Below are 18,142 nucleotides of genomic sequence, written 5' to 3'. Positions count from 1 at the left end.
AGCGTACCCACCAATTGGCATAGTTTCACATATTATAAAAATAATGTTAGAGGTCGTGTCGAAAAATATTTTTTTGGTACTTCTCCAACGGCTCAAACCGTTGGTATATCAATATTTATAGAGGGAGGTAGTGTCACCTTATCAGAAGCGCTCGCTTGTGAAGTCCCACTGATCATTTATAACCCTGTTCCCGGTCATGAAGAGGAAAACGTTAAAGTTTTAATAAATCAAGGAGCGGCGATTAAAGCAGAAATGAGTGAGGCGATTCCTTTATTATTAGAAAGAGTATTATACGAAGCTAAATATTATGAAAGGATGAAACAAAGTGCGCGGAAATTAAAGCGTCCGAATGCTGCAAAAGATTGTGTATCGATTATTTTAAAACGTATGGAGAAAGAAAAAGACTCGCCAAATGACGAGCCTACCTTATAAAATAGCATCTGCTTTTGCAATTCCTATCGATAAATTTTCACTTGTTGATAAATCGAGTTCGTAAGGAGGTATCTTTTGGTCATTTTCGTCTTTAATAATTCTGACGATTGGACGACCGACGGCTTTAAAATTATATTCTGTAACAATTCCAGTTCTGCCGTCATTTAACTTAATCGTTACACCTTGTGGGTAGATGGCGACACAATCCTTAAATAATTGAACTTGCCTATTATCAAAATGTGTACCACTGCCAGCATAAAGTAATTCAATAGCGGTATGTGGTAACATTGCCGGGCGGTATACTCTGTGGCTTGTTACCGCATCAAAAACGTCAGCAACAGCCATAATTTTAGAATATTTATGAATTTCGTCTCCTTTTAAGCCTCGAGGATAACCAGATCCATCTATTTTTTCGTGATGTTGAAATGCACAGTGAGCGACAGTTAGTGGTATTTCATGGATTTTTCTCAAAATCTCAAAACCTAACTCTGAATGAGCTTTCACTTGTTCAAATTCTTCTTTCGTTAATTTACCGGGCTTATTTAAGATTTCGGGTGCGATGTATAGTTTCCCTAAATCATGGAGCATCGCCCCTAGGCCGATCTCTTCAATATTTTTTAAAGGAAGTCCGTTAGCAATCGCTAATTGACATGAATAAATGGTGACATTGACACTGTGCATGTATACGTAGTTGTCATGAACTTTCGTTGTCGCTAATAAATTGAGAGCTGCTTTGTTTTCCGATAAACAACTTAAAATATCTTTGAAGATTTTTTTGAAACTGCGGATCGCGCGTTCGGTTCTAACCATGCCTCTTAACTTCGTTCCTTTAGAATCAGATAAACTAGCAATATCATTTAAGCCCTCTGTTATGACATTTACAGCTTCTGTCCGTAATTCTTGTGGAATAGCTTCGACGATTTCGATTCCTTCAGATTCTTCGTCTTCAACATATATGGTAAAAATTTTGTACTTTTTTAATTGTTTAAGTAAGCCGCTTGATAATTCAGTTCCTTCGGCGAGTAATATGTTGCCGTTTTCATTGAAAATCGTTTTTCCTAATTTAATCCCTGGCTCACATTTATCTAACGTAATTAAACGCATTTTGTTCACCTTTCTTCCAAAATATACTATCAAAAACAAAATTTATCTGCTGTTAAAATACAAAATTCGACATCTTTATTGTAAATCCCTTCTTAAATTAAGTATATATATTTATTTTTAAAAATTTGTTCATAATTGAGTGAATTCATAATTACCAAAAACGAGCCACATCAAGTAATGAATAATTCATTAAAATAAATGTAAAGTTTTTAGTTGGTTCTTTAGTAGAAAGTTGGAAAAGCATCTCCAGGTGTTGACGATATTGCTAAAAAATCTTTTAATAATATTTCGAGAAAATAAGTTTTTTCCTTCAAACTATTGAAATGGAAGGGATAATTTGTTAAGGTTGACGAAAGTTCATATTTTATTTACTTCAATATTATTTGAAGTGAGTTTAGAGGCGCAATAACCATTAGTACAAATTTTGAGGAGAATGAGCTCCTGTGATAAGTTTGAAAAGGGGGTATTGCCGAAGCAACGAGTAACTCATGTGCTTGTTGTTGGGGCTACATTTAATAAATGTAGCACTGTCGTATAGTTTTTTAAACTATATGGAGGGCTATCTCACGCTAGAATGACCGTAAAGACTATCATTCTTAGAGGGTGGCCCCAAAGTGTCTGACACTTGTTTTGGGCCATCCTCTTTTTAGTTTTTAAGCGGTTAATCCTGCGATTTAGCTCTATTCAAGAACTTAAGTCGCCATTTGTGGCGAACAAAATCTGTTGAATAGAGGTGTTTTATCATGAATTTTGGACAATTATTAACGGCAATGGTTACTCCATTTGATGAAAAAGGAAACGTTGATTTCCAAGCGACAAGATCTTTAGTAAACTACTTAATTGCAAACGGTACAGACGGCCTTGTGGTAGCAGGTACGACAGGAGAATCTCCAACATTAACTACAAACGAAAAAGCTGATTTATTTAAATTTGTTGTTGAAGTCGTTGACGGTCGTATTCCAGTAATCGCTGGTACTGGGACAAATAGTACACGTGCATCAATTGAGCTAACTGAAATTGCCAAATCTGCAGGTGTAGATGGAGTAATGCTTGTAACTCCATACTATAACAAACCAAACCAAGAGGGTATGTATCAACACTTTAAAGCGATTGCTGAATCTACGGATTTACCGGTGATGCTTTACAATATCCCTGGTCGTAGTGCGGTCAATATGATTGAGGATACAATTATCCGTCTTGCTCAAATTGACAACATCGTATGTGTGAAAGAAGCTAGTGGAGATTTAGAAGCAATGGCCAATATTATTCATAATACGCCAGATGACTTTTTATTATATAGTGGTGATGATAGTTTAACTTTACCGATTTTAGCGATCGGTGGACATGGAGTCGTTTCAGTGTCTTCACATATCATTGGTAACGAAATGAAAAGCATGATTGCAGCATATCAAAACGGCAACCCGAAATATGCGGCTTCTCTTCACCGTGAATTGCTACCAATCATGAAAACAATGTTTATTGCACCTAACCCTACTCCTGTCAAAGCAGCTTTAGAAATGACAGGGATTAGTGTTGGTTCAGTTAGACTACCGTTAGTTCCATTAACGATTGAAGAATCAGAGGTAGTATACTCGGCGGTCCAATCTAAAAAATTATATTCTGCTGTGTAATAAGAAAAGCGCAAGCGCCTTGGTAAGCCCTGAAAAGTGTTGGAGAGCCAGCGACGGTTTATCTCCTCTTGAGATACATCAACGAGTAGATAAACATCGGTGGATCGAAACGCTCGAAGGGCTAGGCGGTGAAGCTAGACAGCTTCCAAAACTTTTTATACTTTCTTATCATTTAGTAAAGAGGGTGGGCCAAAAGTGTCTGACACTTGTTTTGCCCAACCTCTTTTTTTTTTGCGGTTTTTGAACGATTTTGAGAAGCATGAGTAAGTTTACATTTCAATACTCCTCCCCCCCACTCCACGTCATTATTTTTGCGGACATTGAGTGCGTTATTTTCAGAAATAGTAGCATTTTAAAGTGGTTTGAGGACATCAGGTACTCTATTTGCATAAAATCATAAGAAGTCGGCTTCTTTTTTGATCAATAACGGAACGTATGTCCGCAAACCTCTTAAAAACACTGCTTTTGTCACAAATAAGGGATTGGATGTCCACTTCGACGTACTTTTCTTACTGTACCCACTAAATTTGCTCAAACACTAACATACAAACAAAAAATCGCATGTGATTTTCTTTTCGAAAATTCATGCGAGATTTGTTTTGTAAAGGGTTATTGCACCACTATACTACCCCCGTTACGGTTATTATTGAGGGCCTTTTATCATTCTTCTACACGGCTAAATTCATGCACCCAAACTCTCATATGCGCAAGCCACGGCATTCCTTTATGAAGTGAAAGAATCGTATTTTTATAGTCCTCTAGTGTTTCGTAACCTTCTTGTTGCGCCATTTCATCGGTTAAATCACCAAGTGTTTGTCGATAAACGTTGGCAACCTTAAACGAAACTCCATTTAACTCTAAAATTTCACCTACATCAGCATATCTTCCATTTCGTCGTACAGCGGTTTTCTTTCCTTCAAGAATTTTATTAATATCATTTGGTAAAGTGACTAGCCTATCAATTTCACATGTTTTTGATGGTAAATTCGCTTCAGACATAGTAGCACCTTCTTCCCTTTTTTAGTATTATACCATTATCAAGGTGTAAATAGTATAAAAACACTTGGATTTTTCCATCTGCCGATCCCCCAAAAAAGAGGTTACACATTTTTTGTGTTAACCTCCTTTATCTAGGGTTCAATATTGTTCTTGTAGTGTCATCGGCTTCATTTGTTAGTTTTGTCGGCAACCTCACACCATTCAATGACAGTAAGGGCGATGATTTCAGCGGTTATAAAAATATCTTCGAGTTCAATGTATTCGTTCGGAAAATGCGCCATACTCGAGATTCCCGGTCCAAAGACGATCGAAGGGGTATTTCCTACTTGTGAAAGTAGTCCTCCATCTGTGCCCCAAGGAGAAGCTTCGATGGTTGGTTCGGTGCCTACTACATCCTCAAACTTTTCGATTAATATTTTCATTAAAGGATGGGTTTCGTCGATAGATCCTGGAACCCATTGGGCGCCGTACCACTCAAGTTGTACAGGGTGATCTTTAAACCACGGATCAATATCCGATAGTTTTTTTAACCAGTCATCCAATTCTTTTTGTACGTCTTCAATTTTTTCATTCGGTGCGATTCCGATGCGACCTTCTAATTTAACAAGGTCGGCCACAGATGATGGCCAATCCCCACCTACTATTTTTCCGATATTAATCGGGACGGGGATCGGGATTTTTTCATAAAGTGGATCGTCAATTCGTTCGTTACGCTCTGTTTCTAAGTCTTCAATATGTTTTACTACAATCGCGCTTTTTTCAATGGCGCTAACGCCGTGATATCTCGTGCCACCGTGAGCCGAGCGTCCTTTGACGTGAATACGAAACCATTTTGAGCCTTGCTGTTTCGGAAATATTTTCATGTTGCTCGGTTCGGGGATAATCGCTGCATCTGCTTTATATCCTTTAAGAACGGCAGCTAATGTTCCGGCACCCCCACTTTCTTCTTCTACGACACTATGAAGAATAACATCTCCCTTTAATTTTATGCCGCTATTTTTAATCGCCTCTATCGCTAAATAAAGAGCTAGGTTCCCACCTTTCATATCGGTTGTGCCTCTCCCGTATATCTTTCCGTCTTTGATTTTTCCGAGGTATGGTTCATCGTTCCATTGTGATAAGTCACCAGCAGGTACGACATCAACGTGGCCATTTAAAACAATGGAAGGTCCATCCCCTTCCCCTTTTAAAATACCGACAACGTTAGGGCTATCTGAAAAATCAGTACGATTTGAGAAAAAATACGGATGCTTTTGCAACTCTTCTTCATCCAATTCCCATTGCTCTACTTGAAGTCCGATTTGTTCCAACTTTTCGGCGATTATTGCTTGAATTTGTGCTTCATTACCTTGGGTGCTCGGTAACTTAATTAATTTTTGTAGGAAGTCAATCGTATTTTCGCGATTTTGTATGAGCCAATTCTTTATTTTTTCATTGTAAGTGGTCATTTTTCCCCTCCTTTAACGTTGCTCTTCTTAAAAAAGATAATTAATTGACAAATTTTATCCTTCATTTCAACAACTATTCATTGTTCAGCGAAAAGAGATAGCGATTAACAGGAAATTAAGTAGTTTATCAGCGGAAAATCTGCTCTTATCAGCCAAATCAGATCGTTTATCAGCGAAATGGCAGCCGTTATTTGCCAAACCAGCTACTTTATCAGCGAAACTACATATGCGCGCACTTCAAATCGTCTTCAAATTTTCAGAAACAGCAAACTCGGCGCCTGTATATTTATCGACATCTTCTTTCGTATATGGGACCATCACTTCGAGTAACACTAATCCTCTAGCACCGACTTCAAAAACAGCCATATCCGTAATAATAAGATCAACACATTGAGGTGCGGTTAGTGGTAGATTACATGTTTTTAAGATTTTCGGACTTCCATTTTTGCTGATGTGATTCATAAGGACAATAACTTTTTTTGATTTTTGCGCGAGTTCGATCGCACCTCCGACACCGGGAACTTTCTTGCCCGGGATAATCCAATTGGCTAAGTCGCCTCGCTCACTTACTTCTAGCGCACCTAAAATCGTTACATCGACTAAACCTCGACGAATAATTCCAAAAGCGGTCGCACTGTCAAAATAAGATGCGCCAGGGATCACGGTAATTGGAAACCCGCCCGCATTGCACAGGTTAGCATCCTCATCTCCATTTTCAGGGCTAGGGCCTGTTCCTAAAATCCCGTTTTCAGCATGAAACATGACCTTCATTGAATCAGGGACGTAATTTGCGACTAATGTTGGAATGCCGATCCCTAAGTTGACCGTCATTCTGTCTGTAATTTCAGCAGCGGCGCGTTTGGCAATCCGTTCTCGAACATTTATTCCCATACCCATTTCCAATCGACTCCTTGTGTTTTAATCACTTTATCTATGAAAACACCTGGCGTAACGATTTCGTCAGGGTCAAGTTCACCTACTTCAACGATTTCTTCGACTTCTGCTATCGTTACTTGGCCAGCCATTGCGACTAATGGATTCGTATTTCTAGCACTTTTGTCATACACTAAGTTACCGTACGTATCCGCTTTTTTCGCATACACAATCGCTACATCAGCGGTCAATGCTGGCTCAATTAAAAAACGTTTCCCGTCTATTTCTACTGTTTCTTTATTTTTAGCGAGGATACTATCAATACCAACATCGACAAGGACACCACCTAGTCCCATACCACCCGAACGGATCCGTTCAACTAACGTTCCTTGTGGCGAAAACTCTACTTCTAGTTTTCCATCACTCATTAATTGTCCGGCTACAGGATTGGAACCAATATGTGAGGCAATTAATCGTTTTGCTCCACCTTGACTGATGATTTTGCCGATCCCGATGTCCGGAAACCCAGCATCATTGCCGATTAAAATAAGGTTAGTTACTCGCTTTTTTAACATTCCGTCAATGAGAGTTGGTGGGTTACCTACCCCACCAAAGCCTCCGTACATTAAAGTCGTACCATCTTTGATAAAATCAAGTGCCTCATCGACTGTACATACTTTCATCGTTCATCCCCCTCCCATCACTACTTCCCTTCGCCCTTATTAAGCCAAACTACGACTGTTTGCGTTACATCGTTTGTGAAAACTTCACTTCATCGGCTTATTTTTATCTAGCTTTCTTTGAATTATAGGTCACTTAATCGAACCGTTACTAAATTTGGGCTTTCGAATTTAGGCAATGAATGACTGGCCATCATGAAGTAAATCTTTTTCCACTTCTTCTATTGATTTTTTAAATCTAAATATAAGTTCATCTATTTCTTCTTTCGTAATGACGAGCGGCGGAGCGACCAATATTGCGTCTCCTGTGATGCCTTCGTCTCCGGCATTGGCTGGATAAACTAATAGCCCATTTTCCATCGCTTTTTTAATAACTCGGTTGGCGATTTTCACTTGAGGAGCAAATGATTGTTTTGTATTTTTATTTTCGACGAATTCTATACCTAACATAAGCCCTTTGCCGCGAACATCTCCAATAATGGAAGTTCGATTAGCAACTTCGATCAATTCTTTTCGTAAATAGTTACCGATTTTTTCTGATCGATCAACTAAATGGTGTTTTTCGATATAATTTAAAACCGCTAACGAAGCAGCTGCAGATTGGGGATTTGCACTAAAGGTATGTCCGCTCATGATCATTTTTGACCCTTGTAAAATCGGCTCCATCACTTTATCACTGACTAAAGCAGCCGCAATTGGCGTGTAGCCCCCACTCATCCCTTTTCCGAGTGCCACAATGTCAGGTTGAACTCCCCAATGCTCGATCGCTAACATTTTTCCAGTTCTACCCATCCCTGTCATTACTTCATCGGCAATAAATAAAATATTATTTCGCTCACAAATCGCTTTGATTTCTGCATAATAACCTTCAGGGGGAACAACGGCACCGGCCGCCGCACCGATGATCGGTTCAGCAATAAAAGCAGCAATCGAGTCTTTACCAATTCGCTTGATCGCTCTTTCTAATTCTTTCGCGCATAAAAGTTGGCACCTAGGATGCGTTTGCCCGAATGGACAACGGTAACAATAAGGAGCACTTGCACTCGGTAAATCATCTAATAAAGCAACGAAACGCTCCCTACGGGCGACATGACCAGACATCGATAACGCCCCTAACGTAATACCGTGATAACTCATCCAGCGCGATAGGACTTTCGTTTTTGAATAAATTCCTTGTTCTTGCCAATGTTGAATCGCAACTTTCATTGCCGTTTCGGTTGCTTCTGAACCGCTATTCACGAAAAATGACCAGTTTAAATCTCCCGGGGTTATCTCGCTCAGTTTTTTGGCGAGCCCTTCAGCTGCTTCACTCGTAAATTGAGAACGATACACAAACGAAACTTTGTTCGCCTGCTCTGTCATCGCATTAATGACTTCAGTAACACCGTGACCAACACTTGCGGTCACGGCACCTGATGATCCATCTATATAATCTTTATTATTTTTATCATAAAGGTATACGCCTTTGCCGTAGTCAATCGTCGGATATTCAATGTCTAAAACTGGTTTGATTAAATAGCTTTGTTGCATTATTAATCCCTCCTTTTACAATAAAAAGCTTATAAGTGAGCCGATTCGTTCATTCCATTGAAAATATATTTTTATAAGGGGATTTCATCAGCTGTTGATAAGTGATTTGTTTTTCATTTTGTGGCAGCTCACGAGCGTATAAGGCCATGTCGATTTCGTGGTTCATCTCATCGCTTAAATAAGAACCGCATGCTTTGCACGTGAATGCCGGGATTTTTAGTATTTCAATCGCACTCCTCCCATCAGGCATAATCCAATAACAGTCTTTTTTTGTTTTCGTAACGCCAGGAGCATCACACCACATACAATTCATCTATTTATCCCCCTTCGTTTCTGAAGAAGAACTATTTCTTTTTTTCGCATTGATTAGTTTTTCTTTCATTTGATCTCGTTTCGCACGTTGGTTCTTTAGTGAAGAATGACTTTCGTCTGATTGATAGTTGTTCCGTTTTTCTAAGCGTCGTAATCCTTCAGGGATGAGATTAAATTTTTCATCATTTAATAAAGCAGATACCCCAACAGACTTTTCTTCTTTTTTGCCATACACTTCGTTAAAATAATCGTCAGCCTGCCCCGCTACATAATCTTTCGGTTCAGGATAAGACGTAATCACTCCTTCAAAATTTCGAAGCACAACTTTTTGGGGACTTTGCGAAATCATATAATTCGGTTGAAGTGCTATTTTTCCACCGCCACCAGGCGCGTCAACGACAAATGTCGGTACTATGTTTTTTAAATAAAGTATAATCAACCTTTGTTAAATAAGGGTTTATCTATAAAAAAAGAACCACTGGAATTAATCATCCAGTAGTTCAGGTTGTTTTGATTTTACATGGTGGTATAATCTCGTAAAAGATTTTGCCATATTTTCAAGGTTTGGTTTATTTACTTCAATTACTGTACAAGGCGGTTCAGTGATGTTTTTAGATTCTGTACTATCTTTCTTTTTATTATCTTTCATAGAAGCACCACCTTCATTAGTGATTACTTCATTTATATTCTTGTTAGTTTGTACGTTTATTTTGTCCATGTGAAATTTCTCCTTGTTGTTTGGAATGTTTTACACTCCTTAAACAAGTCGGAGAACAATTTCAGACAAATGTTTTACATGTTTTACAATTAATTTTTAATAAGTTTGGTATATGAACGTTATAACGTATATTAGATAGGTACTAAATAAAATTAGGTTTAACTTCACGAATTACTATATTACTGGTGTTGCTAGTGAAGCATACAGTGCAATTAACTTTTGTTTGGTGTACCATCATCAAGTTCATGTTTAAATTATGTACATTACAGACATAAAAAAAGTTGGTGCATCATATCAGCACCAACTTCTTCAGAATGTTTTATTTACTTTTTCTTTGTTGATTCTTCTTCATGTTGTTTCAAAACCCTTGATTCATGTTGTTCTACTATTTTCATCAGCCTTGCAATAAATTCTTTATTTTCAGCAGATACATCATGTTGTAATTCTTCTTCACGTTTATTCCTTTGTTCTTGTTTCATCTTCTTATTCATTTTCAATCATCCCCTTCTCTAATGGTTTTTTGTTTGTTACACCCCTTAAACAAAACCACCACCAAAAACAGACCAACTTTTTTAATTTTTTTTTATAGTGTTCCACCATCAATTAATTTATTTCGAGTTTACTAATGTATTAGAAAGTAATTGTTTGTAAACAATTGCATACAGACATAAAAAAAAGAAGGTGCTGATAATAGCACCTTCCAGTTTATTATTCAGCTTGTTGTAACTGTTCATCACAATCAATACATTTTACATTAACGTTTGGTTTGCTGGAACGCATGATTAAATCACATGAAGGACAACACCACTTGATGATATTACTTTTCTTTTTAGCTTGCCCACCAGCGTTTAAATCTTTTCTTGATACTGCAAATGCTTCTTTATTTATTCCCCAAAATTTAATTTTATTTTGAGTTTCCTTTGTTAAAGTTACTGCACTATATCCGATTTTTTCATGTGGTCTTTCGTGTGTGTATTCCATACCAGCTTCAATTGCTGAAGCAAGGAATCGTTTATTGTGATAACTGTTACCACGTGAAGTATCTTTTACTTCTCCTACTGCATTCCATACATGAACCATTTCATGAATTAACGTTGTAATGATTTCAAAATAATCACGTTTTAATGCTTCACTAGCAATGTTAATTTCATATAGTTCTTTATCTTCACCAGCTTCCCAAACTGGTTTAGTGTACATCCATCCAAGTGTTCCTTTACGCTTACCACGTGATTGAATTGTAATAACAACATCTTCAGGAAGTTCATTATTAAAAAGGATTTCATTTGCTTTCTTATATATCTTATGAAGTTCAGTAATTGCTGGTTGTAAGTTTGTTTGCGGTGTTTTCTTTGTTTTAGTTGTCATGATGTATCACCCTTTTTGAATATTAATTTTCAATAACTAACTAATGAATATATTAAATCATTCATAATCATTTGTAAACATAAAGTTGAATATTAATTTTCAATAATCGACATAAAAAAAAATGGTGCTGGTAAAATACCAACACCTGAAAAGGAAATACCCACACATTGAAAAGCGTTTGTAAAGAAACGAATAAATGTAACATTGGCTGAAGTGTTACAAAGATTTCATGCAAGGTTATGATGTTCACCGTTCCTAACCTTACACACCTTTAACAAATTCACCACGAAAAACAGACACATGAAACTGAAATTATTTTATAAAAAAACTGGTGCTAATATTTGTATTTGTATCCAAATCCTTTTTTGAGTTCCTTTTCTACTTCATTCAACCAGATGTATTTAATTATACAAGTAACTAAGAATTAAAGTTTTATAGGAAATATATATCATCATGTTCCCAAAATGTAGAAATTATGTAATAATATTTATATAAAATTATAAATTTTTTTAATAGTTGGTGAATCTTGTGGTAAAAGGACTTCTTGATTCTTTTAATCTTTTTATATCTTTATTAATAAAGGTTATTAAGTTATTTCATAAAAAAAATGTAAAGTATAATAAAAGTTTTATAGGTGCAGAGTATGGCACTTACGAATTAGGCGAATTTCATCTTTTTAATGTGATTTGGCATGTTAAGTACCCCAGATATGATGCATTTGAAAAGCTTAATATCAATACAATTACTTTGAGTAATATTGTAATCGATACTACACCGAGATGTCCTACTTGTAAAACAGAACTTAAAGAAACAAAAACTAAGTTTACTAGGAAGGTAAAGTTCCAATGTGTTAATTGTAGATTTAGTACTACGGCGAATCAGAATTCTGAAGAATTAGTTATTGATGTTGAAAGAATTGTTAAAAATAAATATGAAAATAGGAGGATGAAAGATGTTTGAGTTTATTGATTCAGGATTATTTTGGTTTATTTTTACACTGAAATTATTTTTGGTTTTCATTTCAAGTTCAATTAACAAGATATACGGTATAGTTGAATACGATGTGAAAAATATAATTGGGGGTGCTGGAATAAACATACCAAGAACCAAAGAATATAAGGTTATCACATTTATTTCATTATTATTGTACATACCTGCTTTTTACCCATTCGCAAGTATACCAATGTTTTTTACCTTATTATTAGGAAGCGTTTTTTGTAACTTAGTCCTAGCTTACTTTTTTATTAAAACTTTATTGAAAAGAAGTCCGTATATAAATGCAAAAATTGATTTAATGGTTGAATCTGAAATACAAATATTAAAAGCTAACCTTGAGAAAAAAGGAACTAACTTTTAATATTGCTTTTAAAAAATTTGGGGGAATTATGTTGAAAAAGATAAAAGAAAAGTTATTTGTTCTTTTAACAAGTCTAGGTGCAATTATCTTTTTTGTTTTAATTTATACTGGATTAAGTGACACTATTTATCACGCACCAGAACATGTTTTAGTAATTGGTGATTTGGAATATGAGAATTATATTGCACCATTTTGTTTAAATGAAACTTATGAAAAAGAATTATTTGATAGTGGAAAAGGCTTTGTTACTACGATAGGAGAAGCTAGAAAATTAGGTTACGAGATGGATTCTACTTGTACATATAACGAACTTGTTGTTAGCCGTCAAACTTTTATAAGTTTCGTTCTTGAAAATCTAGGATTTTGGAAGCATCCATCAGAAAGATGGAATGAAGATGGTACATGGAATTGGTAGGGTGAAACATATATATATATATATACTACTAAATTACAAAAAAACATCCTTCACCGATTTCATTAACTTCAGGAATTGGTGAAGGCTTTTGTATTACTGTTTTTTAATTTCTTGCACCTTCTTTAGTAAATAATATGGAACTGAACCCCCAGCAAGAACACCAGTAACTTCACTCGTTTCTATTACAAATGATGCACCACCAGCTTCAGTTGCTTCTTTAACCTTGCTTGTAATAATCGGTTTATAGTTAATTCCATACTGATTAAATGATTGTGTTAATGTTGCATCAATTTCAGCACTCGAATTGTACAGTTCCTTGTACAGCTTCACCTTTTCAAGATACTGTAACTTTAAATCTAGTAATTCATTATTGGTTTTATTGATTTCATTTGCAATTGCTTCAACATAATCATCACTTAATTCTTGAATATTATTATTCAATTTCAAAATATTATCACGTTTAAAGCCATTGATTAAATGAATTTCTTCAGTGAGTTCTGTAATTTCATTTTGTAAAGGTTGCATCTTTATTTTGGCTTCTTCAACTTTTGATGCTGTAAGGTTTTTCATTCGATATTGTTTAAATTTATCAGCGTATTGACTATATAATTTTTCATGCTGAAACTGAAGCTTCTTCAATTGCTTCTCTTTTGCTTGTAGCTGGTTATCATAAGCAGTTGATACAGTTTTAAGTTCATCCTTTAACTGTTCCATATGAAGCAATATAGACGGTTTTACTGGTGTTTCTTTTGTTGGTTCTGAAACTTCTTCAGGTACATTAATTGAAAACAATTTATTAAACCACTTTTTTACTAGTTTCATTTAAACCTTCCCCCCTTATATTTGGACAAATAAAAAAGCACCATCAAGATTATGTTCCTAACAGTGCTTTTGATTATTTATATTCAAGTTAAACATTTCTTTTAAAAGCTGATTCAATTTCTGAAAAACTCACTTCAGCACCTTCAACTTTACCATTAAAGCTACTGCCTTTTAATACAGTTGCATCATGTAAACGTTCATAACTGTAATCCTTATAATTACAATCAACTGCAAGTTCACCAAGAAAATGCTGATACTTTTGAACATCCTTAATCGCTTCAGCTTCCTTTGAAACTGCAAGTAAATACATGTGCTTCAGTTCAATAATCTTTGCACGTTGTTCAGCAACAATTGCTTCTTTTTCTTTTGTGTACTTTGATACTAATGATTTGTTTTCATGATGAACTCGTTGCAGTTCTTCAATCTTCAGTACATCAATATCAGCAACCTTCTTTTCACTTGCCTGAAGTTGTTTCTTCAGCTTGTCCAGTTCAGCCTTTTCAGCTTCATATGCATCACTGGATATTTCACCAAGTACAAACGATTTATACAATTCATGTGTATTAGATTCCATTTCATTAATCTGTACTTTTAAATCAGTTATTTCAGCTTCAGCACGTTGTTTAGCTTCTTCAAAACTTGCATGAATCTGTTCAACTTGTTTTTTGAATTTCTCCATATCCTTTAATACTTTACTCATAATATAACCACCCTTTTATTTTTGTTTATTAATAATAAATTACTTTAATCGTTTAACCTTGATAATAATGCATTTTTTCTTTCTTCTAATGTTCTAAAATCATTACTGTTTGGACTTCCCTTTTCCGATATTCCTAACGCTTCCAATCGTTCACGTTTATCAGCTTCAACCACATATGAAAAAGTATCTGTAAATAGTTCAATTTCTTTAATACTTGGATTTTGCTTTTCTGCAATCTTCAAGATGTGTTGTTTAATTTTCTGAAATGCGAGTTTCTCATCTGAAGGAATAACTGCATCTTGTAATTGGTTCAAATAGTGTTTAAATGCTGGTTCATCATTCATCCACGAATACCAACTGGCAGTGCTGATTGAATTTGATTTGCAAAATTCAGCTACTGTAAACCCTTCTTGCATAGATGCTTTTACATACTGCCTTGCAAGTTTCACTTGTTGTTCTGATAACTTTTGTGGAACTGTAATTGTTTCTAATAAACTATCTGCTTTACTCATTTCCCCCACATCCTTAACATTTCAGATTTAATAATAGCTTTATATTTTCCAGTTGTATTTGGATAGTAATTCCTTGCCTTATCACGAAGTTCATTTGTGTTTAAATCAGTAGTAAGTAACCGTTCAATTAATACTAATATCCTAGCTTCATTTGGCTTCTTGCTTCCTAGTAAATAAATCAATTCTTCTAATGCTGATAATGTTTTATATTTTCCTTGTTTACCGACATTCTTCAAAACTTCATGATGCAAACGATACCTTCCAGTGTTCACTTCAATCTGAAAAGTAGCACCAGTTACTTCTTCATGTGATTCAGTTGCGAGTAATACCAACATTGGTTGGTTTTCTTTTAAAGTGCCTTGTTTAACGCTTCTTTCAATGTACAGTAAATTTTTAATAACCGATGTAATCATCTACCAGCACCCCAATCTTTACGAACTGATTTCATGTTTTTACTAGCAAATACACTAGCAAGTAATTCAATATCAGCATCAGTAATACCAGCATCATTAAAAGCACGTTTAATCTTTTGTAGTGTTGCATCTTGAACTGGAACAGCACCAGTTTCAATTTTATTTATTAACGTTCTATGCACACCCACTTTTTCAGCAAGTTCTTCTTGTGTTAATTCTGCAATTTGTCGTACATGTTTCATAAGTTGTAAATCCATTTTCAGCACCCCTTAAAGTATTTTTTATTTCTCAAAAAGAGAATAGTAAACATAAAAAGTAAAGGTGCTGGTACTAGACCAACACCCCACACCCTGATTCCTTTTACGAATTCCCAATTTAACCAAACTATTAAAAAGAAGATTATTTTCGACAAGCTATAACTTGTCATATATAGGGTACTTAAAAACCACTGAATGTAAGACACAAAAAGAGAATAAAAATGTTTTGATGTAAAAAAATTTTGTAAATTTATTACTGTACATTTACCAGTTTCAATTTCTGAATATCTTCAGCAATTCAATTATTTATTTATTGGATATAGTTTAATATAGAATCTTGTTAAGTATAAAAAATTGGTACAGTACCAGTTTCAGATTCTGTACTTTATTACAGTAAAGTGTGCAGTTAGTTATTGATGCAGTTGAACCTGAAGAAGATGCAGTTGTTGAAGGTGAAGTTATTTCACTTTTAGTAAAACGTGCTTCACGTGTTAGTTCCTGAAGATGTTGAACAACCTGAAGGTGAAGTAAAAGGTGCGTTTGCTTATCTTTGTAAGGAACTGAAAACAAAACGTGGATTAAGAAGTTGCATTTAATTCAGTTGCAGTTGAACCAGTTGTTGTTGGTGCTGAAATTCAAGAAGGTAAAAATTGTGTTGTATATTTTATAACCCTAAACCCCACAGAATTAACACCCCCTTCCCCCTTGCACCCCCTATTTGACAACTTCACTCTTTTATGTATTTGTTTTTGAATATTAATTTTCAATCAATCTTTTAAACAAACTTTTTAATTCTTTTTTCATTCTTTCAATTTGATTTTGAACATTAATATTCAACATACAATTCAATTAAAAACAATCACCTTGTTACCGTTCCAGTGCTTCATATCCCCCTTTAAATTCATTTGAAATACAAAACCCCCACCCTTTTAAAATAACGCTGGTAAAGCAAATAAGAAGGATATACACCCCTTTTAAAATTACACTGCACACCCTTTAAAGAAGCTGGTGAAGGTATTGCTGAATAAATCACTGTACACCTTATTTAAAATAACCACTACCAGCTTTAAAATAAAGCACCCCCAACTTTAAAAAGAAGATACCACCCCACCGATTAAAAGTAGATGTACCAAGACTATTAAAAATATGGAACACGAACTTAAAAATGAACTATTTGAAATGGAACACGAATTTTTATAACTGATTCATCAAGGATAATAAACACCACATACCTTTAATATTTCGTATTCCTATAAGGAACATGTACTTTTTGTATAACCCTGAATACTAAATACATCATTATTACGTAAAATAATCTTTTTGCGTAAAGATATAATTTGTCAATATTGTAGGATTGTTGATTTAAAGCCTTTTCTTAGCAGTTGTTTTTTTACGTGTTTTCATCCAATATACAAGATTTCATGCATTACTGTAATATCAACCTTTTCAGCCTATGGAACAATCTAAATTTTAGTGTTGCATAGGTGCAAAATGAATAAATTGAAAATTTCAAAAGGGTTATAATACATAGTTTTGGGAACTTGTCAAATCAGTACTAATTTAAACCGCAACACAGTTTTATCAGTTTGTCAAATTCGTATTTTCATAACCAACGTTTGAACTTGATACATAATTTAATAGTTTTGTCAAATCACTCTATAATTCAGAAATAATTGAACTGTTATTGATGCAATTAGGGCAACCACTTCAGATTGATATAAACCCTTTTCAGTTCTTAATTGTATTACTTGAATGATAACACCAGTACCAACTGAAATAATAATTGTATGAAGGATTAAGTGTAAAGAAAAAAACTTGACACCACCTATTTTAATTTTCAAACCCGAACCTTGAACGCTGGTAAAATTGAACCCCTTCAGTACCTTTACCAGTTCACACAATAGCCACATATGTATTTACTGAAAGGACAAACACATAATAAAAAGCACCAGTACCACTCACTGATACTAGTGCTTTACAGTAAATTAAAATATTACTTTTGGTATTTTAGGTTTATATTCTTTATTATCGTACATTTCCAGCACTCCTTCCCCTATGAAAGTAAATACCTGATTAATAGATAACCACTTGAATTTATCAGACTTCCACTTTTTCTTATAGAAATAAATTGCACCTAAACAAGCAATCATTGCACGTTTATAACCCCAACGGTAAATCATTTCATTAATTCGTAATTCATCCCCTTGTTTTAAATCATATTCAAACTTAAATTCTCTTTTGTATCTTTGTTTGAAGTGTTTCATGATTGCACAAGTTGCAATTTCAACATCAATTTTACTTAACTGTTCCATCCTGTTTTTCCCCTTCCTTTTATGATGTCTTACAATCCTTAAACAACATTGAAAGGAAAAACAGACATATCAAAACTGTATCTTTAACTGGTAAACCGTTCTTATTGCTTCGTTCGTAAACTCACTTCAGCAAGGAAGGGGAAAATCACCCCTTCCAAGATTAAAAATAAAGATAATCCTGAAAATAATAACACTGAATAATTCCCCCACCTTTTTCAGCGTTTCTTTTAAATCATTTAAGATTTTTCTTTTATTTGGGGAA

Annotated in this window: 22 protein-coding genes and 1 riboswitch; of the genes, 5 read left to right on the top strand and 17 right to left on the bottom strand. The window is 34.8% G+C overall.

The features are described from left to right. Positions 1–432, top strand: a 432-nt coding sequence (locus tag BKP35_RS10490; protein ID WP_139192841.1) for a glycosyltransferase, incomplete at its 5' end; no start/stop codon positions are given. Here BKP35_RS10490 and BKP35_RS10485 read toward each other — a convergent pair. Continuing rightward, complete coding sequence (locus BKP35_RS10485; protein WP_071313286.1) at positions 427–1,536, bottom strand: HD-GYP domain-containing protein; 1,110 nt, start codon at positions 1,534–1,536, stop codon at positions 427–429. The two genes, BKP35_RS10490 and BKP35_RS10485, sit on opposite strands and share 6 nt — an antisense overlap. A 387-nt stretch (positions 1,537–1,923) precedes the next feature. Continuing rightward, a riboswitch (Lysine riboswitch) is annotated at positions 1,924–2,106 on the top strand. 173 nt (positions 2,107–2,279) lie between these two features. On the opposite strand from BKP35_RS10485, the gene dapA reads away from it, so the two are divergent. Next, the gene (gene dapA / locus BKP35_RS10480; protein WP_071313285.1) at positions 2,280–3,167 is read left to right on the top strand and encodes a 4-hydroxy-tetrahydrodipicolinate synthase; all 888 of its coding nucleotides are present in this window, start codon (positions 2,280–2,282) and stop codon (positions 3,165–3,167) included. A gap of 660 nt (positions 3,168–3,827) precedes the next feature. Here dapA and BKP35_RS10475 read toward each other — a convergent pair. From BKP35_RS10475 to BKP35_RS10435, 10 genes are all read right to left on the bottom strand, one after another. Further along, positions 3,828–4,166 carry an ASCH domain-containing protein gene (locus BKP35_RS10475; RefSeq protein WP_071313284.1) on the bottom strand — a complete coding sequence of 113 codons (339 nt, stop codon included), beginning with the start codon at positions 4,164–4,166 and terminating at the stop codon, positions 3,828–3,830. A 167-nt stretch (positions 4,167–4,333) separates the two neighbouring features. Then, positions 4,334–5,614, bottom strand: a complete 1,281-nt coding sequence (locus tag BKP35_RS10470) for a peptidase (RefSeq protein ID WP_071313283.1) — start codon at positions 5,612–5,614, stop codon at positions 4,334–4,336. 237 nt (positions 5,615–5,851) lie between these two features. Next, positions 5,852–6,511: a 3-oxoacid CoA-transferase subunit B gene (locus BKP35_RS10465; RefSeq protein WP_071313282.1), complete on the bottom strand. Its 660-nt coding sequence runs from the start codon at positions 6,509–6,511 to the stop codon at positions 5,852–5,854. Further along, positions 6,496–7,170 (bottom strand): CoA transferase subunit A, encoded by a 675-nt coding sequence (locus BKP35_RS10460; protein WP_071313281.1) that lies wholly within the window; start codon positions 7,168–7,170, stop codon positions 6,496–6,498. Before BKP35_RS10460 ends, BKP35_RS10465 begins: the two co-directional genes overlap by 16 nt. A gap of 168 nt (positions 7,171–7,338) precedes the next feature. Beyond that, positions 7,339–8,697 (bottom strand): aspartate aminotransferase family protein, encoded by a 1,359-nt coding sequence (locus BKP35_RS10455; RefSeq protein ID WP_071313280.1) that lies wholly within the window; start codon positions 8,695–8,697, stop codon positions 7,339–7,341. Positions 8,698–8,746: 49 nt separating this feature from the next. Continuing rightward, positions 8,747–9,010, bottom strand: a complete 264-nt coding sequence (locus BKP35_RS10450; protein WP_071313279.1) for a YokU family protein — start codon at positions 9,008–9,010, stop codon at positions 8,747–8,749. Then, positions 9,011–9,448 carry a lysine 2,3-aminomutase gene (locus tag BKP35_RS10445; RefSeq protein WP_337959640.1) on the bottom strand — a complete coding sequence of 146 codons (438 nt, stop codon included), beginning with the start codon at positions 9,446–9,448 and terminating at the stop codon, positions 9,011–9,013. It abuts the gene before it with no gap. Positions 9,449–9,493: 45 nt separating this feature from the next. Next, positions 9,494–9,727: a hypothetical protein gene (locus BKP35_RS10440; RefSeq protein ID WP_071313278.1), complete on the bottom strand. Its 234-nt coding sequence runs from the start codon at positions 9,725–9,727 to the stop codon at positions 9,494–9,496. Positions 9,728–10,050: 323 nt separating this feature from the next. Then, positions 10,051–10,218, bottom strand: coding sequence for a hypothetical protein (locus BKP35_RS19555; protein WP_169819200.1), 168 nt, complete (start codon positions 10,216–10,218; stop codon positions 10,051–10,053). Between the two features lie 217 nt (positions 10,219–10,435). Further along, entirely contained in the window at positions 10,436–11,092 is a 657-nt protein-coding gene (locus BKP35_RS10435) for a SprT-like domain-containing protein (RefSeq protein ID WP_071313277.1), read from the bottom strand. A gap of 528 nt (positions 11,093–11,620) precedes the next feature. Here BKP35_RS10435 and BKP35_RS10430 point away from each other — a divergent pair. Genes BKP35_RS10430 through BKP35_RS10420 form a run of 3 tightly spaced genes read left to right on the top strand, consistent with a single transcriptional unit; the run spans position 11,621 to position 12,864 of the window. Then, positions 11,621–12,052, top strand: coding sequence for a hypothetical protein (locus tag BKP35_RS10430; protein ID WP_071313276.1), 432 nt, complete (start codon positions 11,621–11,623; stop codon positions 12,050–12,052). Beyond that, positions 12,045–12,449, top strand: a complete 405-nt coding sequence (locus tag BKP35_RS10425; RefSeq protein ID WP_071313275.1) for a hypothetical protein — start codon at positions 12,045–12,047, stop codon at positions 12,447–12,449. Before BKP35_RS10430 ends, BKP35_RS10425 begins: the two co-directional genes overlap by 8 nt. Positions 12,450–12,477: 28 nt before the next feature. Further along, positions 12,478–12,864 (top strand): hypothetical protein, encoded by a 387-nt coding sequence (locus BKP35_RS10420; RefSeq protein WP_139192840.1) that lies wholly within the window; start codon positions 12,478–12,480, stop codon positions 12,862–12,864. Between the two features lie 93 nt (positions 12,865–12,957). Here BKP35_RS10420 and BKP35_RS10415 read toward each other — a convergent pair whose 3' ends face one another. The 6 genes from BKP35_RS10415 to BKP35_RS10385 all read right to left on the bottom strand — a co-directional run bounded on the left by BKP35_RS10415 (position 12,958) and on the right by BKP35_RS10385 (position 17,880). Then, complete coding sequence (locus BKP35_RS10415) at positions 12,958–13,686, bottom strand: hypothetical protein (RefSeq protein WP_071313273.1); 729 nt, start codon at positions 13,684–13,686, stop codon at positions 12,958–12,960. A gap of 88 nt (positions 13,687–13,774) precedes the next feature. Continuing rightward, entirely contained in the window at positions 13,775–14,386 is a 612-nt protein-coding gene (locus tag BKP35_RS10410) for a hypothetical protein (protein ID WP_071313272.1), read from the bottom strand. A gap of 44 nt (positions 14,387–14,430) precedes the next feature. Next, a complete protein-coding gene (locus BKP35_RS10405; protein WP_071313271.1) occupies positions 14,431–14,898 on the bottom strand; it encodes a phBC6A51 family helix-turn-helix protein in 468 nt (155 codons plus the stop codon). Continuing rightward, positions 14,895–15,311, bottom strand: coding sequence for a hypothetical protein (locus BKP35_RS10400; protein WP_071313270.1), 417 nt, complete (start codon positions 15,309–15,311; stop codon positions 14,895–14,897). Before BKP35_RS10400 ends, BKP35_RS10405 begins: the two co-directional genes overlap by 4 nt. Then, complete coding sequence (locus BKP35_RS10395) at positions 15,308–15,568, bottom strand: helix-turn-helix transcriptional regulator (RefSeq protein WP_071313269.1); 261 nt, start codon at positions 15,566–15,568, stop codon at positions 15,308–15,310. The genes BKP35_RS10400 and BKP35_RS10395 overlap by 4 nt, the downstream gene beginning before the upstream one ends. A gap of 1,985 nt (positions 15,569–17,553) precedes the next feature. Continuing rightward, positions 17,554–17,880: a hypothetical protein gene (locus BKP35_RS10385; protein ID WP_071313267.1), complete on the bottom strand. Its 327-nt coding sequence runs from the start codon at positions 17,878–17,880 to the stop codon at positions 17,554–17,556. Between the last annotated feature and the right edge of the window lie 262 nt (positions 17,881–18,142).

Origin of the sequence: Anaerobacillus arseniciselenatis, from assembly GCF_001865995.1 — a bacterium.
Lineage (GTDB): Bacteria > Bacillota > Bacilli > Bacillales > Anaerobacillaceae > Anaerobacillus > Anaerobacillus arseniciselenatis.
This window is presented reverse-complemented; position numbering and strand designations above follow the sequence as displayed.

What these genes read in the sequence shown, in the direction of transcription:
- BKP35_RS10485 (WP_071313286.1), bottom strand. Translation starts at nt 1,536, where the DNA reads ATGCGTTTAATTACGTTAGATAAATGTGAGCCAGGGATTAAATTAGGA.
- dapA (WP_071313285.1), top strand. Translation starts at nt 2,280, where the DNA reads ATGAATTTTGGACAATTATTAACGGCAATGGTTACTCCATTTGATGAA.
- BKP35_RS10475 (WP_071313284.1), bottom strand. Translation starts at nt 4,166, where the DNA reads ATGTCTGAAGCGAATTTACCATCAAAAACATGTGAAATTGATAGGCTA.
- BKP35_RS10470 (WP_071313283.1), bottom strand. Translation starts at nt 5,614, where the DNA reads ATGACCACTTACAATGAAAAAATAAAGAATTGGCTCATACAAAATCGC.
- BKP35_RS10465 (WP_071313282.1), bottom strand. Translation starts at nt 6,511, where the DNA reads ATGGGTATGGGAATAAATGTTCGAGAACGGATTGCCAAACGCGCCGCT.
- BKP35_RS10460 (WP_071313281.1), bottom strand. Translation starts at nt 7,170, where the DNA reads ATGAAAGTATGTACAGTCGATGAGGCACTTGATTTTATCAAAGATGGT.
- BKP35_RS10455 (WP_071313280.1), bottom strand. Translation starts at nt 8,697, where the DNA reads ATGCAACAAAGCTATTTAATCAAACCAGTTTTAGACATTGAATATCCG.
- BKP35_RS10450 (WP_071313279.1), bottom strand. Translation starts at nt 9,010, where the DNA reads ATGAATTGTATGTGGTGTGATGCTCCTGGCGTTACGAAAACAAAAAAA.
- BKP35_RS10440 (WP_071313278.1), bottom strand. Translation starts at nt 9,727, where the DNA reads ATGGACAAAATAAACGTACAAACTAACAAGAATATAAATGAAGTAATC.
- BKP35_RS19555 (WP_169819200.1), bottom strand. Translation starts at nt 10,218, where the DNA reads ATGAATAAGAAGATGAAACAAGAACAAAGGAATAAACGTGAAGAAGAA.
- BKP35_RS10435 (WP_071313277.1), bottom strand. Translation starts at nt 11,092, where the DNA reads ATGACAACTAAAACAAAGAAAACACCGCAAACAAACTTACAACCAGCA.
- BKP35_RS10425 (WP_071313275.1), top strand. Translation starts at nt 12,045, where the DNA reads ATGTTTGAGTTTATTGATTCAGGATTATTTTGGTTTATTTTTACACTG.
- BKP35_RS10420 (WP_139192840.1), top strand. Translation starts at nt 12,478, where the DNA reads ATGTTGAAAAAGATAAAAGAAAAGTTATTTGTTCTTTTAACAAGTCTA.
- BKP35_RS10415 (WP_071313273.1), bottom strand. Translation starts at nt 13,686, where the DNA reads ATGAAACTAGTAAAAAAGTGGTTTAATAAATTGTTTTCAATTAATGTA.
- BKP35_RS10410 (WP_071313272.1), bottom strand. Translation starts at nt 14,386, where the DNA reads ATGAGTAAAGTATTAAAGGATATGGAGAAATTCAAAAAACAAGTTGAA.
- BKP35_RS10405 (WP_071313271.1), bottom strand. Translation starts at nt 14,898, where the DNA reads ATGAGTAAAGCAGATAGTTTATTAGAAACAATTACAGTTCCACAAAAG.
- BKP35_RS10400 (WP_071313270.1), bottom strand. Translation starts at nt 15,311, where the DNA reads ATGATTACATCGGTTATTAAAAATTTACTGTACATTGAAAGAAGCGTT.
- BKP35_RS10395 (WP_071313269.1), bottom strand. Translation starts at nt 15,568, where the DNA reads ATGGATTTACAACTTATGAAACATGTACGACAAATTGCAGAATTAACA.
- BKP35_RS10385 (WP_071313267.1), bottom strand. Translation starts at nt 17,880, where the DNA reads ATGGAACAGTTAAGTAAAATTGATGTTGAAATTGCAACTTGTGCAATC.